Genomic DNA, 19232 nt, shown 5'->3' with positions numbered 1-19232 from the left:
GTCAACACCATCGACCGTCGCGGGCCGGGGCAGAACAACCAGACCACCCACGGCTGCCAGTACGCTCTGGTCGACCGGCGCGTCCAGCGCGACGTGATCCCCCGTCATCGTGGCCGGCTCCGAGGGAGCCGTCGCCCGCGCAGGCGCGGCGGTGCTCGTCGCCGAAGTCCGTGACCACGCAAACTCCGGGGCCTGGAAACGGCGACCGCGGACTGGGCCGACTACGACAGCAGCCCCTACCCATCTCAAGGGCCGGCCCGTGCGGATGCGAGGCCGACTCGGCGCCGGAAGGATCCTGGCGACGGTCCTGTTGGATGCGCTTGGCCCGCTGGATCCGCAGAAAATAGTAGCCATGGACATAGTAGCCATGTACTCTATTTAGTATGAGTAAGGGTTCACCGGGCCCCACGCCAGGCTTCCTGGTATGGCGGCTCGCCAACAAGTGGCGCGTCGCGGTCGATCGCGCGGTGGCTCCACTGGGCCTCACCCACGCGCAGTACTCACTGGTCGCGTCGCTGTACGGCATGCAGCGCGCCGGCGAGCGGCCCAGTCAGCGCCGACTCGCCGACCACACCGGCCTGGAGGCGCTGTACGTCTCGAAGCTGGCGCGCGCCCTGGAGTCGGCCGGCCTGATCGAGCGCACCCGCGATCCCCGCGACCCGCGCGCCGTGCAGCTCGCCCTCACCGAGCAGGGCCAGGCCGTCACGCGGCAGGCCATCGCGGTGGTCCAGGAACTGCTTCAGCAGTTGCTGGAGCCGCTCGGCGGCCTCGGCGCCCCGCGCACGCGGGCGTTCACCGACGAGCTGACGACCCTGCTCGACGCACCTCTCGCTGCATCCGTACCGAACGACGAGAGCACTCAGGGGACAACACCATGACCACCACCGCATCCACCACCGCCGCACCCATCGCCGACGCCCGCGCCCTCGGCCTGGCCCACTACGCCGCCCGCGGCGTCCTGGAGCGCGTCCTGGCCCTTCACGGCACCACGTTCCAGCAGCAGGTCACCCTGCGCGCCGCCGTCACCGCCGACGCCCCGCAGACGCCGGACGATCTCGTCACCCAGGTCCGGGGCTCCCTCAAGGCTGATCCGGCCGACATCCGTGCCACTCTCGACGAGCTGCTGGCCAAGCAGCTGCTCGTCGCAGAGGGCACGCACCTTCGCCCCACGGATGCGGGGCGCGAGCTGATCGGCACCGTCGGCGCGGAGACCGCCCCCATCACCGCCCGCATCTGGGGCGGGATACCCGCCGAGGACCTGACCGCCGCCGGCCGGGTCCTCGCCCTGGTCACCGAGCGCGCCAACGCGGAGCTTGCGGCGCTGGCCGACTGACCGTCCGACCACCCGACCGGGCCACCAACCGTCGGTCACGGTTGGCGGCGGACTGTCCGCCGCCGCGCCGGCCGGTCTGTGAGGCCGAATTGTTCCCGCCGGAGGCGATGCGCCAAAGCATGGCCGACGTGGTCATCTGCGAGGGGTTTCTCCCCCGTGAGGTACGAGCACACCCCCCGTGATGACACGGCTCTCTCCGGCAGACGCCGGCCGTGCTGCGCAGGATGTGACACCCGCGGCTCGGATGTGGCGGCCCGCCCGGTCGACGTGCGAAGGGCTCCCGGACGGGCTCCACCTCCACGCTGCCCTGGCTGCCCGCGCCAGCGGCGCTGACAGGGCCGGAACTTGAGCTGAACGGGTAAGCCGGCGTCTGCTGACGGGTGGTCGTCCCTGCGCGTCGATGTCCATGTGCAGCGACGGCAGACGCTCGTGGGGATCGGCCACCACATGGACAGCCCGCCCTCGTCGCCGACGGTGTGTCACTCCCGCTCACCACATGGTGGGACCACGCCAGGACGAGCGACGTTCGAGGTCAACGCTCCCGCCGATGCCCACGCCATCCTCACCGCGGAGGAGTTCATCTCAGCGCTGCCCCATGCTGCAACCAGCCCCTGAGAGCGAAACCGGGCTCCACCGCCACCACATGGATACCTGGCCGCCACAAGGGCCTCAGTGCATGGCGTTGCGTCACGTGTCCTGACTCACCATCGAATGTCGGCGTATTAGCGTGGCCCTGGTGGGGGTGGTCCGCTCGACCAGGGAGATGCACCGATGACCACGCTCATCGCCGTGAATGTCGGGATGCCCCGGGATGTTCCCTGGAAGGGCCGGGTGACGCATACGGGTGTGTGGAAGCAGCCGGTCACGGGCCCGCGGATGGTCAGGAAACTGAACATCGACGGAGACGGCCAGGGCGACCTTGCCGGTCACGGCGGTCCGTACCGGGCAGTGCTGGTGTACCAGGTGGACTCCTATCAGCACTGGCAGAAGCACCTGCACCGCGACGATTTCTCTCATGGTCAGTTCGGTGAGAACTTCACCGTGGACGGCCTGCCCGACGACGAAGTGTGCATCGGGGACCGGTACCGCATCGGCGATGCGCTGTTCGAAGTAACGCAGCCCCGGGTGACTTGCTACCGCGTAGGCCTTCGCATGGACGAACCGCAGATGCCCGCCCTGCTGGTCGCCCATGGACGCCCCGGCTTCTACTTCAAGGTGCTGGCCGAGGGATTCGTCCAGGCCGGAGACGAGATCGTCAAAGTCTCCACGGGGCCGGAAGCCATGACCGTCGCGGAGATCGACGCGGTCCTCTACAAACCCGGGCGCTCGCGTTCCCAGGTGGAACGGGCGCTCCGCATTCCCGCGCTCAGCCCCGGCTGGAAGACTTCCATGCAGTCACTCCTGGACGACTACGACTCGAAGGGCCGGTCAACGGGCAGTACGGGAGGCAATACGGGCCTGACGTCCGCCGCGACCAGCCCGCCGCCGGCGTGGCCGGGCTTCCGTCCCCTGATGGTCAAGGACATCGCTCCGGAGAGCAGGAGCATCCTCTCCCTCACCCTCGCTGCCACCGACGGCAGTCCGCTTCCCGCGGCGCTGCCCGGCCAGTTCGTCACAGTCCGGATGCGCCCCGATCCGCAGGGCGCGCCGGTCATTCGCAGCTATTCCCTGTCCGGGCGCCCCGGAGAGGCGCAATACCGGATCAGCGTCAAACAGGAACCCCATGGCGTAGCCAGCAGTTACTTGCATCAACACGTCACGCTGGACGACGTCCTGGATGTGGCTGCCCCACGAGGCACATTCACCCTCGCCGAAGACGGGGCAGCCATCGTGCTGGTCTCCGCCGGCGTCGGGGCCACCCCGGTGCTCGCCATGCTCCATGCGCTGGCCGACAACCTCGATCCCCGCCCGGTGTGGTGGGTCCACGGAGCCCGGGACGGCGCGGAGCATCCTTTCGCCCACGAAGCACGCAACCTGCTGTCCCGCCTTCCGTCCGGCCGACGGTATGTCTCCTACAGCCGCCCGCGCGATGACGACCGTCTCGGCGACGACTACACCTCCACCGGCCGGCTCACCGCTCAGCTGCTCGAGGACCTTGAATTCCCGTCGGACGCGAACGCCTACATCTGCGGTCCGGTGGCGTTCATGGACGACATGACAAAAGCACTCGTGGACTGCGGCCTGGACCCTGTACGGATCCACACTGAGACCTTCGGATCCGTGACCGCGATCACGCCCGGAGTGGTCCCGACCGATGCGCCGGCCCCTCATCTGCCCGCTCATCCACCCGGACCGGGCACCGGCCCCTCCGTCTCTTTCGCCCGCAGCGGTCTGACCGTTCCCTGGGACGCCGGCTACGGCACACTTCTGGAGCTCGCCGAGGCATGCGACGTCCCCGTGCAGTGGTCGTGCCGCACCGGTGTGTGTCACACCTGTGAGACCGCAGTGGTCTCCGGCCGTGTCGACTACTCTCCCGACCCCATCGACCTACCGGCCGAGGGCAACGCACTCATCTGCTGCTCAAGGCCACCCACGGATCTCATCCTCGATCTCTGACTCTCGCTGCTGCCGCCGCGGCTGCGTCGCCTTGCGGGCCATCTGCGTCCGGCGACACCGATTAGGGCAAGGCGGCGCGCGGGTGCCGGTGAGGCGCGGGTGCTCGTGGCCGCGCATTTCTGCAGGCAGGACGTCCGGAACCCGTCCCGGACGCCCTGAGACACCGTGGTCCCCGGGCGATCGACTCCGCGACTTCGGGCCGTCATCAGCCGCCCGTCAGGTGGTGCGCTGCCCCGGTCCGCCATCAGGGGAGGCGGCGTCGCAGCCGGCGGCCGAGGAGGACGGCACCTGTGCCGACGACCAGGGACGCCCCCGCGATGCCGGCCTCGACGCGGGCGTCATGCACGGACCCGGTGGTCGCCAAGGACGGTTGGGCGGAGGAGGAAGCCGCGGCCGCCTGCAGGATCAGGTTGGTGACCGCCTCGGGGTGGGCGATCAGGGACACATGCGAGGAGTTGATCTCCACCGTGTGCGCACCGGCGCGCTTCGCCTGGAAGCGTTCCTGATCCGGGTTGATGGTCTTGTCCTGCCGGCCGACGAGCGCCCAGGACGGGATGTCCCTCCAGGCCGCGACCTTGGCCTTCTCGGAGAAGGCAGTCGTAGCGACGGGCCGCTGGGTGACCCCCAGCAGATTGGCCTCGCTCTCCGGCAGGTCGGCGGCGAAGACCGGGTGGACCTTGTCGCGCTTGAGGTACAGGTCGGTCCCGCTCCGGCCGCTCTCCCGGTACGGGACGGACCTGGTGGCGGTGCTCAGTTCGCTGGGGAAACGTGCGGCCAGGGACATGCCGCTCTCGCCCACGTCGGGCATCAGAGCCGACACATACACCAGCGACTTCACCTGGGGGTGGCCGGCCGCGGCGGAGCTGATCACAGCGCCGCCGTAGGAATGGCCGACCAGCACGACCGGGCCTTTGATGCTGTCCAGTACGGAGGCGATGTAGGTGGAGTCGTTGTACAGGCCGCGCAGTGGGTTGGCGGGTGCGATGACGGTGTATCCGCTGCGCTCGAGCCGCGAGCTGACCTCGTCCCAGCTGGAGCCATCCGCGAACGCCCCGTGCACCAGGACCACGGTGGGTTTCGCACCTGAAGTGTCACCGTCCGCGGGGGCCGCTGAGGCCGCGCACAGGGCCAGGGCACATCCGGCCACGGTGACGTGTGCACGCAGTATTCGATGCCGGGCGCCGGAGATCGCCAATGCGGTCATGCCGTTCTCGCTTCCCTTGAAGTGCCTAGAGCACCCAACCGTTCACGTATTGGCGCTGTCGAGCCCGGCCGGGCCGTCCAACAAGGTGAAAATGGCGGGGCAGCGGAGTGAATAGGGTGGGTAGGAGTCAGCTCCCGTGACCGCACATGGACATGGGAGCCGGCCATGCCGGGCGCAAGCCCGGGCTGCGGAGACGTTCAGCTCGTCGAGGGAGTCCACCGGGGAACAGGGGGGAGGTAATTGAGGCGGAGATAGGTGACCCGGCTCTTTACCCCGTCCTTCTTCCATGGACCGGGCGAAATCCCGGCTCGCTGAAGAAAATGGTGAGGACGAAATGCCGCCAAAACTTCGCCCACCGAGGATGTTGCTCCCGTGATCGGCTCTTGTGGATCACCTTGGAGACCGCCGGGGAGGGGTTGTCGTAGTGGACCCGGCCGGCTGGGAGGCCGCCCAGCATCCTGGTGTGTACGTCGGTGAGAAGTACTGGGTCATCGAAGTCTTCGTCGACCAGACCGGGTGATGTTCCGTATCCCTCCTGGGCCGGCAGGTGGGATCCCGCTGACGCGTGTCACGAACGGACCTGTCTCGATTCCGAACTCCTCCATGGGATCCGGCAACAGGTATGACGCACGCACTTCCCCGTCCGCGTTCCGGAACGCGAGGTACGTGCGGCTCTTCACCAGGCCGGTCGACGTCCATCACCGGTTCACCGTTCTGCCGGACCATGCCGCCATGTCGGCGGCCGTCGTCCGACGGTGACGGCCCTGACGGCACACCCCCCTCATGCGCAATGGATCTGTCGGGCGCCCACCGGTGGGCCGGCCCGGGGCGGCACTGTCCGGGGCGGGCTGGTGAGTGCCTCGTCGGCAGGGTGGGCCGTGGTGGTGCCGTTCTCCGTCTTGGTGTGCGAGGAGGGTGCGGTCGGCCGCTGCGGCGGCCAGGGCGATGAGGGTGAGCGTCGGTGACGCTCGTTCAGGGACGCGAGGCGCGGCATTGGGCGCTGGATTCCGGCGACATGCTGCCGAGAGGGTGAGCGGGTGGCACGAAGTCACCCAGAAGGCCTAGTCGGATGTCATATAGGCCTATTTGTAAGCATTTTGACGATGCGTCAGCCCTGTCTGACGCGCCTCGACGGCTCCTGGGGTCACGCTTTCGGCATATCCGACATGACAGGTAAAGGCGCCATAAGTACGTTCATTACAGGCCGGTTGCCCGGCCGACCCTCAGAGACAAGGGAGAATGACATGACGACGCGTACCGTCGCCGTGACCGCCGCCGCAGTGGGCGCCGCGGTCCTCGCAACTACTGGTATCACCTATGCCTCGGCCGCTGGTTCGCCCCAGGCCGCCCCGTCTGTCCAGCAGGCCGCGCCGGCCGTCCAGCAGGGTGCCCCTGCGGCGGCTCCGCTCGGTGGCGCAGGCGGAAACGAAGGCGGAAACGCGGGCGGGAAGGGCAATGAAGGAGGCGGCTACGGGGGTGGCGGTGGCTACGGTGGTGGCCACGGCTACAAGTACGAAGGCCGGATCTTCATCAACGAGCGGTCGTACTCCGCCCGCTCGGAGGAGGGCTGCATCACTGTGGTCAGCGGTCTGGGCTCGCGGAGCTTCAACGTCCGCAACGACAGCCGCAGGTCTGTCGAGCTCTTCCGTGGGGCGACCTGCGACAACGGCTCCCCGGTCGCCACGGTCGGCCCCTGGAGCACCAGCAACGGCGTCTTCACCCGCCACGTCCGCGGCGGCGTGAAGGTTCGCAATGGCGTCGTGGGCAGCTTCCGAGTGGTCAGGGAACACCGCGGCGAGTGGTAACAGCTCCACCCGCATCACAAGGAAACCCCGGCCCGTCGGAATCGGGCCGGGGTTTCCGGTGCGGGGGGTACCCCTCGGCGGATGCGCGGATGCGCGGATGCCAGGCGGTCGCGCACGCGTGCGACCCGTGCCCGGTGCTCCCATACACCCTTTACGTGATACTAAGCGTTCATCGAGTTTCCCGCGTGTCGCGGCAAGCGGACCGGCCGGCTGCAGCCCTGCGTACCCGATTCCTGGGCCCGTGTCCGTGGGGTGCTCGATCGGTCGGCGCCGCTCGTTCGGACGCGTTGTTCGACCGGCCGGCTGCGGCGGGCACCGGTCGGGGTGGTGCATCGGAACCGTAGAGTTTGTCTCTCATGGCCGCAGGAGCGGGAAGTCGGCTCGGTGCCACAGCTCGCGGATGGCAGCGGCGTGTGGCTGGGAGCGGCTGTCTGACGTGCCCCAGGTCCGGACGCTACCGGTGGAGTCGTTGATCGGCTGCCAGCCGGGGTCACCAGTAGTAGCGAAGCTGACCCATGCGTTCAGCATGCGCCGGGACAGATGGTGGTCCTCAGCGCTCGGTGGTCCGCTGATGAGGAACTCGACGCTCTTGGCGGTGAGGTTGCCGAACGCGAAGGGGATGTCCGCGCAGTGCCAGGCGTACACCGTTCCTTCTGGACCGTTGCGCTGACGGGCGAAGCGGGACATGAAGGAACGGCCGCCGGATTGAGCGTGCCGCTCAGCGAGCCGAGTGCTGTACTCGCTGAACTGCATGTCGCCAAAGATCGCGAGGTAGATGTCGAGGGCGGGCGCAAGGGGCATCAGCGCGCGGTAGCCCGGCACCAGGGTGTCGGGGAGATGGAAGTCTTTCGCGAAAAGCACGAGTTGGTCGTCGGTGATGACCTTCGCGCTGCTGCCGACGGCATCGAGCAGCCGGTACTCCTGCGTCGTGTGGCAGACCAACAGGTCCACCTCGCGGGCGGATCCCGCGGCTGTCGCGGACAGCGGGTCGCTGGGCAGGATGCCACCTCCGGCGACGGGGCCGTAAATCACGGGGTCGTAATGGCGGTGACCGGAGAAAGGGTCCTGCCGGTAGTCATCGACGACCCGGTCGGAGGCGTCGACCAGCGTGTGCGGAGCGGCGGACACCAAGGCATCGGCCGTGCAGGGGATGCCGGCAGCCTCAGCAACCTTCCCGGTGGTCTCAGCAGCGAGTTCGATCGAATAGCAAGGGCTCGCGACGCTATGGGCTATGACACGCCGGAACAGACCGCGGGCCTGGTCCATCACCATCAGGCAGGCGGCGGAGGCTGCCCCGGAAGACTGCCCGGCCAGCGTGACATTCGTCGGATCGCCGCCGAAAGTGGCGATGTTGTCACGGACCCACCGCAGCGCGGCGATCTGGTCGAGCAGGCCCCGATTCTCCGGGTACGACTTGCTGCCGGGCGGAAGGTGACCGAAGCCTTCAAAACCGAGTCGGTAGTTGAAGGTCACCACGATCACACCGGCACGGGCCAGTGCGGTGCCGTCGAAATCCGGCTGCGCGGAGGACCCGAACGTGTACGCACCGCCGTGGATCCACACCAGGACCGGCAAGGGGCCACCGTCGGATGACGGAGCCCAGAGGTTGAGTGTGAGGATGTCCTCGTCGCCGGGCGACCATGCAGGTGCCCCGGGCAGTCTTGCCGACTGCGGGGCAATGGGACCGAAATCCTTGCACTCTCGAATTCCCTCCCATGCGTGGACCGGACGCGGTTCCCTGAACCGGTTGCCCCCGAACGGCGCAGCAGCGTAAGGAATACCGAGAAAGGCGACGACATCCGGAACTGGCCGGTGGCCTCGCACCCAACCGTCGTTTGTCTTACGCCTATCCACAGGGCTCCTTCACGCAGCATGGTGCCGACCGATCCAGCGGCGGACGCGCGGGTGGGAGATCAGCCATAGCCCTCAGCTTGTCAGTGGGGCCGGCCTCAGCACCAACGCCTGGATCTGTTCGATTGACGCACCTGCGATGTCAATCATCAATTTGATCGGTAGCCTCTGAGGCTGAGCATCTGCCTGCGCCCGACTCGCCATACATCCCGCCGGGTGACAGCATCAGCGACCGGTCCTTTTCGAGGAGCTCATTCCCGCCTGACAGTGAGTCCGGCCGAGGTTCGGCATCGGATCGCGAACGTTCAGGCGTGGTCGGCCCTGACGGACCCGCCGGGCGCCCTGCCGACCGCACCACCGCGGACTGAGCCGAATCTGTAGCGGGCCGCAAGTGGTACGTAGCGCCGGCTCCCGCGCACTGGTCCGCTCGACATGTGCGCGTCGCGCCCCTGCCACACCCTGTAGACATGACCAACGATGCACAAGAGGTGTTCCACCCCACCCCCGTCGTCGTCCTCGGCGTAGTGCCGGACGATCCGCCGTACCGCATGGTGGAGATCAACGGGGAGCTGGTGGGGCCCGCCTACGACATGGTGGATGTGATCAGGCTGGCGCACCGGGCGGGGGTGACCGATGTCGACCTCGACGATCCCGCGGTCGTGAGATGGGTCGGCGGAGCCAAGTACAAGTGGGTCCCCTGAACGGGCGGGTTTCTGGCGTATCCGGTGGCACACCCCTACTTCGCCCCTGCGCCGGCTCGCGGTCCGGGACGCACGCCGACGAAGGAGGAGGGCCGGCCCGGGATGAACTGCGACGCGCTCTTCGCGAGGCCGTGGAGAGGGGAGGGCTCCATGGACTCCGACGGCGCGCCGTCTGATGCGGGCGCGCCCGGCCGAACCTAGACTGACGAGCGCCCGAAAAGTCCTGAATCTGGAAGGTGTGAACCATGGCCAAGCGAGGGAACAAGCGACGCGCCCGCAAGAAGAAGAAGGCCAATCACGGCAAGCGTCCCAACGCCTGAGAGCGCCCAACAGGGGCTCGTGAACCGCCTTCAGGAGCCATCGGATGCTCTCGGCGCCGGAGTGGTCGCGCGGTCAGGCGGCGAAGGACTCCGGCGTGCGGCCTGGCAGAACGTCGACGACGAGGGTTCTGTAGGTGCGGCCCCGGGAGGCGACGACTCCCACAGTTTCTTCCCACCTCAGGTCAGGCGACCTGTCGGTAGACCAGTGGCTTGACGCGGCGGATGGACTCGGACCGGATGGCATCGCCGGCATTGGAGTTGGCCGTTCCCGCGCTGATGGCTGGAGTCGGCTTTGCCCATGCCTGTCGGCGCTGGGGCGTGGAACAGCGGGCGGCGCAGCAAGGTGCTTTCTCTTCGATCTCCGGAACCCGCTGATCGAAGAGAAACACCCGAGCGGAGCCGAGCGAGAATCGAGTTCGCCGGCGGTGATGGAGGCGGCGTGCACCGCGACGGGCGCTGCACCGCTTGCCGGTTCGAGGCGTGGGGCTGACCCGTGGACGAATGGCCCGGCGGCCTCTGAGGCCCTGGTGGCGTCCTTGAGTGCCAGGAGGACGGCGATGGCGATCAGCGTACCGGCAAGGGGACGGCGGCCTGCCGGCCGAGCGAGGCGCTCTGCCGTGGGCAGCCCCTCAAGGAGGGCGCGCCGTTCGCTCTGGAGGAGACGGCCCTGCTGGAGGGTGTGGTGCCCGGGCAGTGGCGGGCGGCGGTGACAGTCAGAGGGTGCGGTCCAGGAGCGCCAATAGTGCGGTCCAGTGGCGCTTGTCCGCTGTGCTGTCGTAGGCGGCGGTGTCGGCCTGGGTGAAGCCGTGGTGCGCCCCGGTGTAGATCTCGCTGTGGTGGCGTACGCCCGCTGCGGTGAGGGCCTCGTCGAGGCGGTTGATCTGCTCGGGAGGTAGCGAGGGGTCCTGGTCGGCGTGGCCGAAGTACAGCTCCGCGGTGATCCGGTCGGCGAGCAGGTGCGGGCTGTCGGGTGAGTCGGTGGCCAGGCGGCCGCCGTGGAAGCCGGCCACGGCCGCGACCCGCTCCGGGTAGGTGCCGGCGGTGCGCATGGCCAGGCGGGCGCCCATGCAGTAGCCCGTGATGCCGACGGGCCCGTCGGTGGTCAGGGGGCAGGCGGTCAGCCAGCGCAGGTAGGCGTCTGCGTCGCGCATCGCCAGGTCGGGTGTCAGTGACGTCATGACCGGGCCGAGACGCTCGAAGATCTCCGGGCGGCGGGCCGGGTCGATGACGTCGGGCAGTTCTACCACCGGGGCCCGCCCATGGCGGTAGAAGACGTTGGGAACCAGGACGGTGTAGCCGGCTAGGGCGAGGCGGTCGGCCATCTTCTTCAGGTGAGGGCGCAGTCCGAAGGCGTCCATGTAGAGCAGGACCGCGGGATGGGGACTGCTGTCGTCGGGGTGGGTCAGGTAGGCATCGGCGGTGCCGTCCTGGGTGGGGATGTCCACCGATGTTCCGCGCACGGCGGTCATGGGCGGTCTCCTCTCTCTTCCTGTTTCCCTCCGTTGCTCGGGGCAAGGAGGGGGCTTTGTGGTGGGCCAGTGGGCCGGTTGTCACCAGTGGGGCGGGTGTCAGGACGGAGGGGGATCGGTGATGCGCTGGAAGGCGCGGGCGAGCTCCGTCGTCGACCGGCAGACCCCGTTCGTCCCTCCATGTGCCAACCGGTCCCTCGGCCGGACTGATCCCTCGGTGTAATCGGGCGGTCAACGCTTCTCGCCCGTTGAGGTACGCGCCCTGCTCTGCACGGTCCGGCGTGCGCCTCGTCCACGGCGCGCTGTTTCTCGACACGCAGTGCCAGGGTGTGTGCCACGACAACGCATGCTAAGCGCTGTCCCGTAATCCCTGGTGGATCAGCGCGCGGCGTCGGATGCGGTGCATCGCAGGGCCGAGGCCGATACGTCCCGCGCGGTGGCCGAAGGGCCCGCAGCCTCCAGTCGGGGCTTCCTCTGCGGCCCCCGAGACCCTCAGGTCGCATTCCGCCCGGCCATGCAACTACGGGCAGCTGAGGTAGAGCCCTCCCGCCATGACCGGTGCGCGGCCAGGAACGGGCGGTAGTCGGGTGGAAGCTGTCGTACGGCCGCCGACCTGATCAGCACGTGAAAATTCGGGGCGCAGCTGTCAGGGGAGCTGGTCGAGCAGTTCCTGACGGTGTGCGGTGGCCCATGAGGCGAGATGGATGGGTTCGCGGCCGAGCAGGTCCTGGACGGTGCTGGTGGTGACCGCGGAGTAGTCGAAGCGGCCTTCGTAGGTCTGTCGCGCCCAGATCAGCGTGCTGGCCGCGTACGCGGCGTCCATGTTGGCCGGCGCGGTGTCCAGTCCGGCATCGATCATGCGCTGCAGATCGTCCGGGGTCAGGACCAGTGCGGGGATCTCTCGCCCGAGAGCGACGGAGAGGGCCTCGGCCACCTCGGCGCCGTTGAGGAGATCGGCGGACAGGTAGTACTCCTTGCCCGCATGCGTCTCGGGGCCTTCGGCCAGGACCTTGGCCACGACCGCTGCGATGTCGTCGCCGGCGATCCAGCCGACCCGCTTGTCTCCCATCGGCCACACCATCCGGCCGTCGCGCAGCCGGTTGATGCCCAGCAGGTTCTCCATGAACACGTGCGGATGCACATTCGCCCAGGCCAGCTTGGAGCCTGCGATGTAACGCTCCACCAGTTCGTGCCACGCGAAGTGCGGGTCGGTGGAGCGCCCGTCACTGAACACGCCCAGGTGCACAAGAAAGCCGACCCCGGCGTCCTCGGCGGCGTCCACCAGGGCCTTGGCCTGGTGGTTCATCGCCGAGGTGTAGCCGGTCATCAGGAATACCCGGTCGATGCCCTCCAGTGCGCCAGGGAAGGTGTCGGGGTCATCGAGGTCGATGCGGACCGCTTCCTTCCCCTCTTTGATCCACTGCTCGACGGTCGCCTTGCTGCGTGACGCAAGCACCGGGACCGCCTGGTCGGGTGTTGCCTCCAGCGTCTTGACGACCGCCGCTCCGGTGCAGCCGGTGGCCCCGAGGATCAGTATCCGCGGGGTGTCTGTGTTCCCCATATGTCTCTCCCTGGCTCCATACAAAAGCGATCGCTTTCGTATGACACGATAGTGATTGCTGTCGTATGCTCTGTCAAGTTGGTGGGAGAGCGGAGGAGAATCGTGCGTAGCTGGGCCGAGAACGACCCCAAAGCGCGCCTGATGGCGCGCAAGCGCGAGGCGATCATCAGCGCTGCCCTCGCGGCCTTCCTTGAAGAGGGGTACGGCGGAAGCTCGGTCAACCGCATCGCCGCGAGCGCAGGCGTATCCATCACGACCCTGTACCGGCACTTCGACAGCAAGGACGACCTCTTCGTCGCCGTCATCCAGGAGGCCTGCGACACCTCCGCGCAGACCGCGGACCCGCAATGGCTGAACCTGCCGCCCCTGGAAGGCCTGACGGAAGCGGGCTGCGAGCTTCTCCAACACATCTTGTCCGAACAACAGTTGGCGCTGTTCAGGGTGGTGGCTCGGGACGCGCAGCGCTTCCCCGAACTCGGCCGCCGCTACCAACAGGAGATTCTCGGCGACCGCACAACCCTGTTCACGCGACACCTGTCCCACTGGCCGGCGGAACTGCGCTCCAAAGTCAGCGACCCCGCACGAGCCGCGCACATCTTCTCCGCTCTGCTGCAGGCGGAGATCATGGACACGGCCCTGCTCGGCGGACCGGTCCCCGACGCAGCCGCCATCCGCATCCGCTCCCAAGAGGCCGCGAACGACCTGCTGATCCTCGCCGAGGCCGGACGGCTGTGAGCCGACAAGGGGGTCACCACGAGAGTGGCCCTATTCACGAAGAGTGGGATCAGGCATAAGTTCCGTGAGGCTGCTGCTCAGAGGGGCCCGGTCTCGGTGACGTAGTGCTGCCTGGGGCGGTGGTCGACTCGGGACGGGTGCGGATGCGGCCTCGGCGTGCGGGCGAGCGGAACCGCTATTCGGTTGTCGATCGCCGCCCGCCCCGGCACGATGGCCGGTCATGCGCAGAGAGGAATACGCGGGACCGGTGGCGTTGCGCGCCATGCAGAGCCTGGCCAGCCGTGTCTTCCCCAAGGCTGGCTGGCGGCATTCAGGCGACCTGGCGTGGGCGGCCGCATGCGCCGTATCCGGTGCCGATGCCGGCCCCACCGCGGTCTGGTCGACCGGCGATACGACCGTGGCCTGGGGGTGGCTGGAGTCACCGGAGGAGTTGACCATCCAGGTCGACCCGGCCTGTCCGGACCTGGCCGGCGAGGTGCTGGCCTGGGCGCAACGCGCCACTGACGCCGCCCGGCTGAGCGTGACGATAGGCGCACACGAGACGCACCTGACCCCCGCACTCGTGGCCCACGGCTTCGCGCAGGGCGCCGACGAACCGTATTTCGCCTGCTTGAGCCGTCCGCTGACCGATCTGCCGCCGCTCCACACCCTGCCCGAGGGCTACCGGATCCGGCCGCAACGCGACGCGGCCGACGTCATCGAACGCGCGGCCGTGCACCGTGCGGTCTGGAACTCGCCCCACATCACCGCGGAGCGGCACGCGGCCATGCGCGAGGTGTGGCCCTACCGGTCCGCATTCGACCTGGCCGCATTCTCCCCCGAGGGGGAAGCGGTCGCCTACTGTCAGGGCTGGTACGACGAGGTCAGTGGGGTCGGCCTGTTCGAGCCCGTCGGCACTGCCGCCGAGCACCGCCGGCGTGGCCTGTCGCGTGCCGTGGGCGTAGCGGTACTGCACGCCTTCGCTGCCGCCGGCGGCGGGCTGGCCACGGTCTGTCCACGCGGCGACGCCGGATACCCGATCCCCAAGCTGGTCTACGAATCACTCGGCTTCCAGGCGTTGAGTCGAACGCGCACATACACAAAGGCGTTCCGTCGTTCTGGCACTCCAGCCGGAACTGATGGCCTGAAGCAGCCTCAGATGTCTGAGCCGAGGAACTGCCCGAGCGCGGGCACGAAGTCGCCCCTCAGCAGGCCGTGCAGGTGAAGCAGCGCCAGCACCTCGTTGATCTTCCGGGAATCGCGGCACCGGGGCAGCAGGATCGCCGAGGAGAACCGTCTGCGCTCCCCGGTCGCCTCATGCATGCGCTTGTCGTTCACGCGCGGCGCATTGCCCGACCGTCCCGCGGCAATGGTCACCTGCCGCGGCTGGTGGCAGCCGCTTACCTGCTACCGCGGGTACGTAGTCACGCAACTGGACCAGGCCCGCCGGGTGGCCTCGCTCCCCGTATTCATTGCCGGGAGGGAGGAGTTGGCGAGTCGGGCGGGCGGTGGAGCAGTCCAGTGACCAGTAGGCCGAGGTGTCGGCTGAGCATGGTGGCGAAGTCGATGCGGGATCCGGCCAGGCGCGGGTCCTCGGTCGCCGCCAGGACAGTGGGGGAGGGGTTGGCGAAGGGCCACAGGCCCGCCACGGCGACGGTGCACAGGGCCGCCAGTTCCCGGGCGGCGTCATCTCCCAGTTCGGGAATGTGGTCGCTGACCAGGCCGGCGAAGCGCACCTGTGCTTCCAGATTGGACAGCTTGAAGGCACGGACGGATTCGAGGGAGACGTTGCGTTCCAGAACTGTGGCCAGTGCGCTCCACAGCTCGCACAGCAGTGGCCGCTGCGCCAGGGAAGCCGCGAGTGCGCCGCAGACGACGTGGTGCGGCGCCGACTGGGCCGGCGGCAGGTCGCGTTCGAGGGTGTCCAGCCATTCCTGCTGGGAGCGGCGCAGGAGTTCCAGGAAGACCGCCTCGCGGGTCTCGAAGTAGCGCACGACGTTCGTCTTCGACAGCCCGACCCGGCGACTGAGCTCGCGCAGGCTGATCTCCGCGATCGGCATCTCACCGAGCAGGGCTTCGGCCGCGTCGAGAATCGTCTGCTTGCGAATCTCGACCTGTTCCGGTCGCCGGGCCCGCTGGAATGCGGCGCTCTCGGTCTGGCTCACGGCCTTCCTCCTCGGGTATGGCTTGCGTTCAAAGTAGCAGACCCGCTGGTCTCTTGTTAAAGGGCCAGCGGGTTGTTATCTTGGATGGCATAGAGGGCCACTGGTCTCTTATTCGATGGCCTTGCCGTCTCACGAAAGCGACGCACCCCCCATGACCTCTTACGACAAGCTCTTCATCGGCGGCGCCTGGACCGCCCCCAGCTCCCTTGACCTGCTGGAGATCCTTTCGCCGCACGACCAGTCCGTTCTGGGCCGCGTCGCACAGGCCGCTCCGCAGGACATCGACCGGGCCGTGGCCGCGGCCCGTGCGGCGTTCGACAACGGACCGTGGCCGCGAACGGATCCCAAGGAGCGGCAGGAGATCATCCGTCGTCTCGACATGCTGCGTGAGGCGCGAGCTGACGAGATCGCCGCGATGATCTCCGCGGAGAACGGCTCGGCCGGCTGGTTCACCAAGATGGGCCAGCCGTTCCTGACCCGGCAGATCAACTCTTATCTCAAGGCTGCCGAGGAGTTCGGCTGGGAGGAGATCGTCGATCCCTCCGACCCCGAGGCTCCGTACGACACCATCGTTCGCCGGGAGGCGATCGGGGTGGTCGCCGCGGTGATCCCGTGGAACTCGCCCTTCTCGGCGGCGATGGCGAAGCTGACCCCGGCGCTGCTGGCCGGCAACACCGTCGTGCTGAAGACCTCGCCGGAGAACTCGCTGAGCATGATGATGCTTGCCGAGCTGTTTGCCGAGGCCGGCCTTCCCGAAGGTGTGCTCAGCATCCTGCCCGCCGACCGGGAGACCAGTGAGTACCTGGTGTCGCACCGCGATGTGGACAAGATCGCGTTCACCGGTTCCACCCGGGCCGGCCGTCGCATCGCCTCGATCGCCGGCGAGCAGCTGAAGCGGGTCAGTCTCGAACTCGGCGGCAAGTCCGCCGCGATCATCCTGGAGGACGCCGACCTCGGCGAGGTCGCCCATGGGCTGAAGTTCGGCTCGCTGGGCAACAACGGCGAGGCGTGCATTCTCCAGACGCGCATCCTCGCGCCGCGCAGCCGCTACGAGGAGGTCGTCGCCGCGCTGAAGGAGCTGGTGGAGTCGCTGAAGGTCGGCGACCCGGCCGACGCCGACACCTTCGTCGGGCCCATGATCCGCCCGGATCAGCAGCAGCGGGTGATCTCTTACATCCAGGTGGGAATCGAGGAGGGCGCCCGGCTGGTCACCGGCGGCACGCAGATCCCCGAGGGGCTGGAAAGCGGCAACTACGTCACCCCGACCCTGTTCGCCGACGTCGACAACAGTATGCGCATCGCCCAGGAGGAGATCTTCGGCCCGGTGCTCGCCGTCATCGCCTACGACGACGAGGACGACGCGGTCCGGATCGCCAACGACTCCGAGTACGGCCTGTCCGGCGGTGTGTGGTCCGCCGACCCGGACCGGGCACTTGAGATCGCTCGGCGAGTGCGTACCGGCACGCTCACCATCAACGGTTCCCCGATGAGCTTCGACGGGCCGTTCGGCGGCTACAAGGCCAGCGGCATCGGCCGCGAGTACGGCAAGGTCGGCCTGACCGGATACGTCGAGCACAAGACCATCACCCGCGTCCGCCGAGGACGCGGAAGCGTCGACTAGCGGGCCTGGCCCGCCGGCACTGTCTGCTTCACGCCGGCGGCATCCAGCAGGGCCGCTGCCGTGACCACGCCGATGCCACCGAGCGCCTGGGACTGTACGACGGCCCGGGCGCTCGCGCCGTCGAAGACGATCGTCAACTGCACGGCCAGGCTCTCCGGATCCTCAGCCTTGGCGGCGACGAGCTCGGCCTGGAAGAAGTCGGTCAGGTGCTGCTTGAAACGGCGTGCGACCACACTGCCCGGATGCCCGGGGTCCTTCAGCTCCACCGCGGCACTCACGAACGGGCAGCCGAGGTAGCTGCCCTCGGCAGTCATCCGGTCCTGCCGCTCGAACACGGTCAGAACGCGCTCGCGCGGCGACCGCTCGTCGTCCGGGCCCGGTAGCAGGGCGGCCTCGTACGTCGGGCCGCGGCTGGCGAGGCTCTCCGCGATCACCTCGTCCTTGGACCGGAACAACTGGTACATCGACTTCTTCGAGACCCCGGCGGCCTTGCACAGCGCATCCACGCCGATGTTCATCCCGTCGCGGTAGAAGAGTTCGCCCCCCGCTTGCAGCAGTCGCTCGCGGGGTGTCGCCGAGGTCGTCATGTCGTCGAGGGTACCGGCTGGTCTTGCAGAAGGAAACAGATCGGTTTATCGTGTGGTGGGAAACAGATCGGTTTCCATCTTTTTGTCTGGAGTCAAAGTGACCACTCTCGAAGGCGCCGTCGTACTCGTCACCGGCGGCAACCGCGGCATCGGCAAGGCGATCGTGGACGAACTGCTCGCCCGCGGCGTGAAGAAGGTCTACGCCACCGCGCGGAACCCGCAGCCGAGCACCGACGCCCGCGTCGTACCGGTGGCTCTGGAGGTCACCGACCTGGCCTCGATCGAGGCGCTGGTGGCGGCCGCGCCCGATGTCACCGTGCTGATCAACAACGCCGGCAGCAGCGCACCGGACACCTACCTGGACGTACCGGTCGAGGACATCAGGAACGTCTTCGAGACCAACTTCTTCGGCCCGCTGAATGTGACCCGGGCCTTCGTCCCGGTGATCGAGCGCAACGGCGGCGGCCACATCCTGAACGCGCACTCGGCGCTTTCCTGGATCGCTCGGCACGGTGCGTACTCCGCCACCAAGGCCGCGTTCTGGCTGCAGACCAACGCAATCCGGCTTGAACTGCTTGACCGCGGCATCGGCGTGACGGGCCTGCACATGGGATACGTCGACACCGACATGACCGCGGAGGTGACACAGCCCAAGTCGAAGCCGGCCGACATCGCCAAGGAGGCGCTGGACGGGATCGAGAAGGGTGCGTTCGAGGTGCTCGCCGACGAGACCTCCCGTCAGGCCAAGGCCGCCCTGTCCGGCGACATCACGAACTTCTACCCGGAGCTCAGCGCCTGACCGGCCTCTTGCCTTCGCCTTCTTGGCTCCAGCGGCCGTCCCGCGCGGCGTCGCAGCACGTAGGCAGCCACCGGGACGCACAACATCCATTGCTGCGTTCCCGCAGCATGGCCACCCGGATCGCGAGAGACACTCACGGCCGAGTCGGCGAGCACGCCATGGCCACGCTGAAGAGCTGATGACTCCTGCGGAAGTTCCGCTGATCACCTACCGCATCACCGCATCACCGCATCACCGCACTCGTCAGTCGTCAGTTCCGCCTCCAACCGTGGGCAACGGGCACGACGGACGCAGCCTGTCTCGCACGTCCCGGCCCACGTGCCGCGTCCGTCGACCGGATGGGCCCGTCAGACCGAGGAAGTGGTGGGGGGGGGGGGGGGGGGGGGGGGGGGGGGGGGGGGGGGGGGGGGGGGGGGGGGGGGGGGGGGGGGGGGGGGGGGGGGGGGGGGGGGGGGGGGGGGGGGGGGGGGGGGGGGGGGGGGGGGGGGGGGGGGGGGGGGGGGGGGGGGGGGGGGGGGCGGGGGGCGGGGGCCGGGGAGTTGGCTT

16 protein-coding genes are annotated in these 19232 nt (G+C 68.4%); 10 read left to right on the top strand and 6 right to left on the bottom strand.

Annotated elements, in window-relative coordinates; translation table 11 throughout:
• Positions 1–383 precede the first annotated feature (383 nt).
• From ACIA8E_RS33490 to ACIA8E_RS33480, 3 genes are all read left to right on the top strand, one after another.
• Positions 384–878 (top strand): MarR family winged helix-turn-helix transcriptional regulator, encoded by a 495-nt coding sequence (locus ACIA8E_RS33490; RefSeq protein ID WP_399303840.1) that lies wholly within the window; start codon positions 384–386, stop codon positions 876–878.
• On the top strand, positions 875–1333 hold the full coding sequence (locus ACIA8E_RS33485; RefSeq protein WP_399303838.1) for a MarR family transcriptional regulator: 459 nt from the start codon (positions 875–877) through the stop codon (positions 1331–1333). The genes ACIA8E_RS33490 and ACIA8E_RS33485 overlap by 4 nt, the downstream gene beginning before the upstream one ends.
• A 771-nt stretch (positions 1334–2104) precedes the next feature.
• Complete coding sequence (locus ACIA8E_RS33480; RefSeq protein WP_399303836.1) at positions 2105–3889, top strand: MOSC domain-containing protein; 1785 nt, start codon at positions 2105–2107, stop codon at positions 3887–3889.
• 244 nt (positions 3890–4133) lie between these two features.
• On the opposite strand, the gene ACIA8E_RS33475 is transcribed toward ACIA8E_RS33480, so the two are convergent.
• Positions 4134–5093, bottom strand: coding sequence for an alpha/beta fold hydrolase (locus ACIA8E_RS33475; RefSeq protein WP_399303834.1), 960 nt, complete (start codon positions 5091–5093; stop codon positions 4134–4136).
• A 1244-nt stretch (positions 5094–6337) separates the two neighbouring features.
• Between ACIA8E_RS33475 and ACIA8E_RS33470 the strand changes: the two genes are divergently transcribed.
• On the top strand, positions 6338–6898 hold the full coding sequence (locus ACIA8E_RS33470) for a hypothetical protein (protein ID WP_399303832.1): 561 nt from the start codon (positions 6338–6340) through the stop codon (positions 6896–6898).
• A gap of 354 nt (positions 6899–7252) precedes the next feature.
• Here the strand turns inward: ACIA8E_RS33470 and ACIA8E_RS33465 are convergent, their stop codons facing one another.
• A complete protein-coding gene (locus tag ACIA8E_RS33465) occupies positions 7253–8752 on the bottom strand; it encodes a carboxylesterase/lipase family protein (RefSeq protein WP_399303830.1) in 1500 nt (499 codons plus the stop codon).
• Positions 8753–9216: 464 nt separating this feature from the next.
• On the opposite strand from ACIA8E_RS33465, the gene ACIA8E_RS33460 reads away from it, so the two are divergent.
• The gene (locus ACIA8E_RS33460; RefSeq protein WP_399303828.1) at positions 9217–9450 is read left to right on the top strand and encodes a hypothetical protein; all 234 of its coding nucleotides are present in this window, start codon (positions 9217–9219) and stop codon (positions 9448–9450) included.
• Between the two features lie 245 nt (positions 9451–9695).
• Positions 9696–9770, top strand: a complete 75-nt coding sequence (locus ACIA8E_RS33455; RefSeq protein WP_100661309.1) for a 50S ribosomal protein bL37 — start codon at positions 9696–9698, stop codon at positions 9768–9770.
• 713 nt (positions 9771–10483) lie between these two features.
• Here the strand turns inward: ACIA8E_RS33455 and ACIA8E_RS33450 are convergent.
• Both ACIA8E_RS33450 and ACIA8E_RS33445 read right to left on the bottom strand, forming a co-directional pair.
• Positions 10484–11239: a dienelactone hydrolase family protein gene (locus tag ACIA8E_RS33450; RefSeq protein WP_399303826.1), complete on the bottom strand. Its 756-nt coding sequence runs from the start codon at positions 11237–11239 to the stop codon at positions 10484–10486.
• A gap of 646 nt (positions 11240–11885) precedes the next feature.
• Positions 11886–12800 carry an NmrA family NAD(P)-binding protein gene (locus ACIA8E_RS33445; protein ID WP_399303824.1) on the bottom strand — a complete coding sequence of 305 codons (915 nt, stop codon included), beginning with the start codon at positions 12798–12800 and terminating at the stop codon, positions 11886–11888.
• 102 nt (positions 12801–12902) lie between these two features.
• Here ACIA8E_RS33445 and ACIA8E_RS33440 point away from each other — a divergent pair, with 102 nt between their 5' ends.
• Both ACIA8E_RS33440 and ACIA8E_RS33435 read left to right on the top strand, forming a co-directional pair.
• A complete protein-coding gene (locus tag ACIA8E_RS33440) occupies positions 12903–13535 on the top strand; it encodes a TetR/AcrR family transcriptional regulator (RefSeq protein WP_399303822.1) in 633 nt (210 codons plus the stop codon).
• A gap of 220 nt (positions 13536–13755) precedes the next feature.
• Positions 13756–14739, top strand: coding sequence for a GNAT family N-acetyltransferase (locus ACIA8E_RS33435; protein ID WP_399303821.1), 984 nt, complete (start codon positions 13756–13758; stop codon positions 14737–14739).
• 244 nt (positions 14740–14983) lie between these two features.
• Here the strand turns inward: ACIA8E_RS33435 and ACIA8E_RS33430 are convergent, their stop codons facing one another.
• The gene (locus tag ACIA8E_RS33430) at positions 14984–15679 is read right to left on the bottom strand and encodes a TetR family transcriptional regulator (RefSeq protein WP_399303818.1); all 696 of its coding nucleotides are present in this window, start codon (positions 15677–15679) and stop codon (positions 14984–14986) included.
• A 151-nt stretch (positions 15680–15830) separates the two neighbouring features.
• Between ACIA8E_RS33430 and ACIA8E_RS33425 the strand changes: the two genes are divergently transcribed.
• Complete coding sequence (locus ACIA8E_RS33425; RefSeq protein WP_399303815.1) at positions 15831–17300, top strand: aldehyde dehydrogenase; 1470 nt, start codon at positions 15831–15833, stop codon at positions 17298–17300.
• Here the strand turns inward: ACIA8E_RS33425 and ACIA8E_RS33420 are convergent.
• A complete protein-coding gene (locus ACIA8E_RS33420; protein WP_399303813.1) occupies positions 17297–17887 on the bottom strand; it encodes a TetR/AcrR family transcriptional regulator in 591 nt (196 codons plus the stop codon). The genes ACIA8E_RS33425 and ACIA8E_RS33420 overlap by 4 nt on opposite strands.
• A 97-nt stretch (positions 17888–17984) precedes the next feature.
• On the opposite strand from ACIA8E_RS33420, the gene ACIA8E_RS33415 reads away from it, so the two are divergent.
• Positions 17985–18686, top strand: coding sequence for an SDR family oxidoreductase (locus tag ACIA8E_RS33415; RefSeq protein ID WP_399303812.1), 702 nt, complete (start codon positions 17985–17987; stop codon positions 18684–18686).
• Positions 18687–19232: the final 546 nt, after the last annotated feature.

Origin of the sequence: Streptomyces sp. NPDC051664 (genome assembly GCF_044453545.1) — a bacterium.
GTDB lineage: Bacteria > Actinomycetota > Actinomycetes > Streptomycetales > Streptomycetaceae > Streptomyces.
This window is presented reverse-complemented; position numbering and strand designations above follow the sequence as displayed.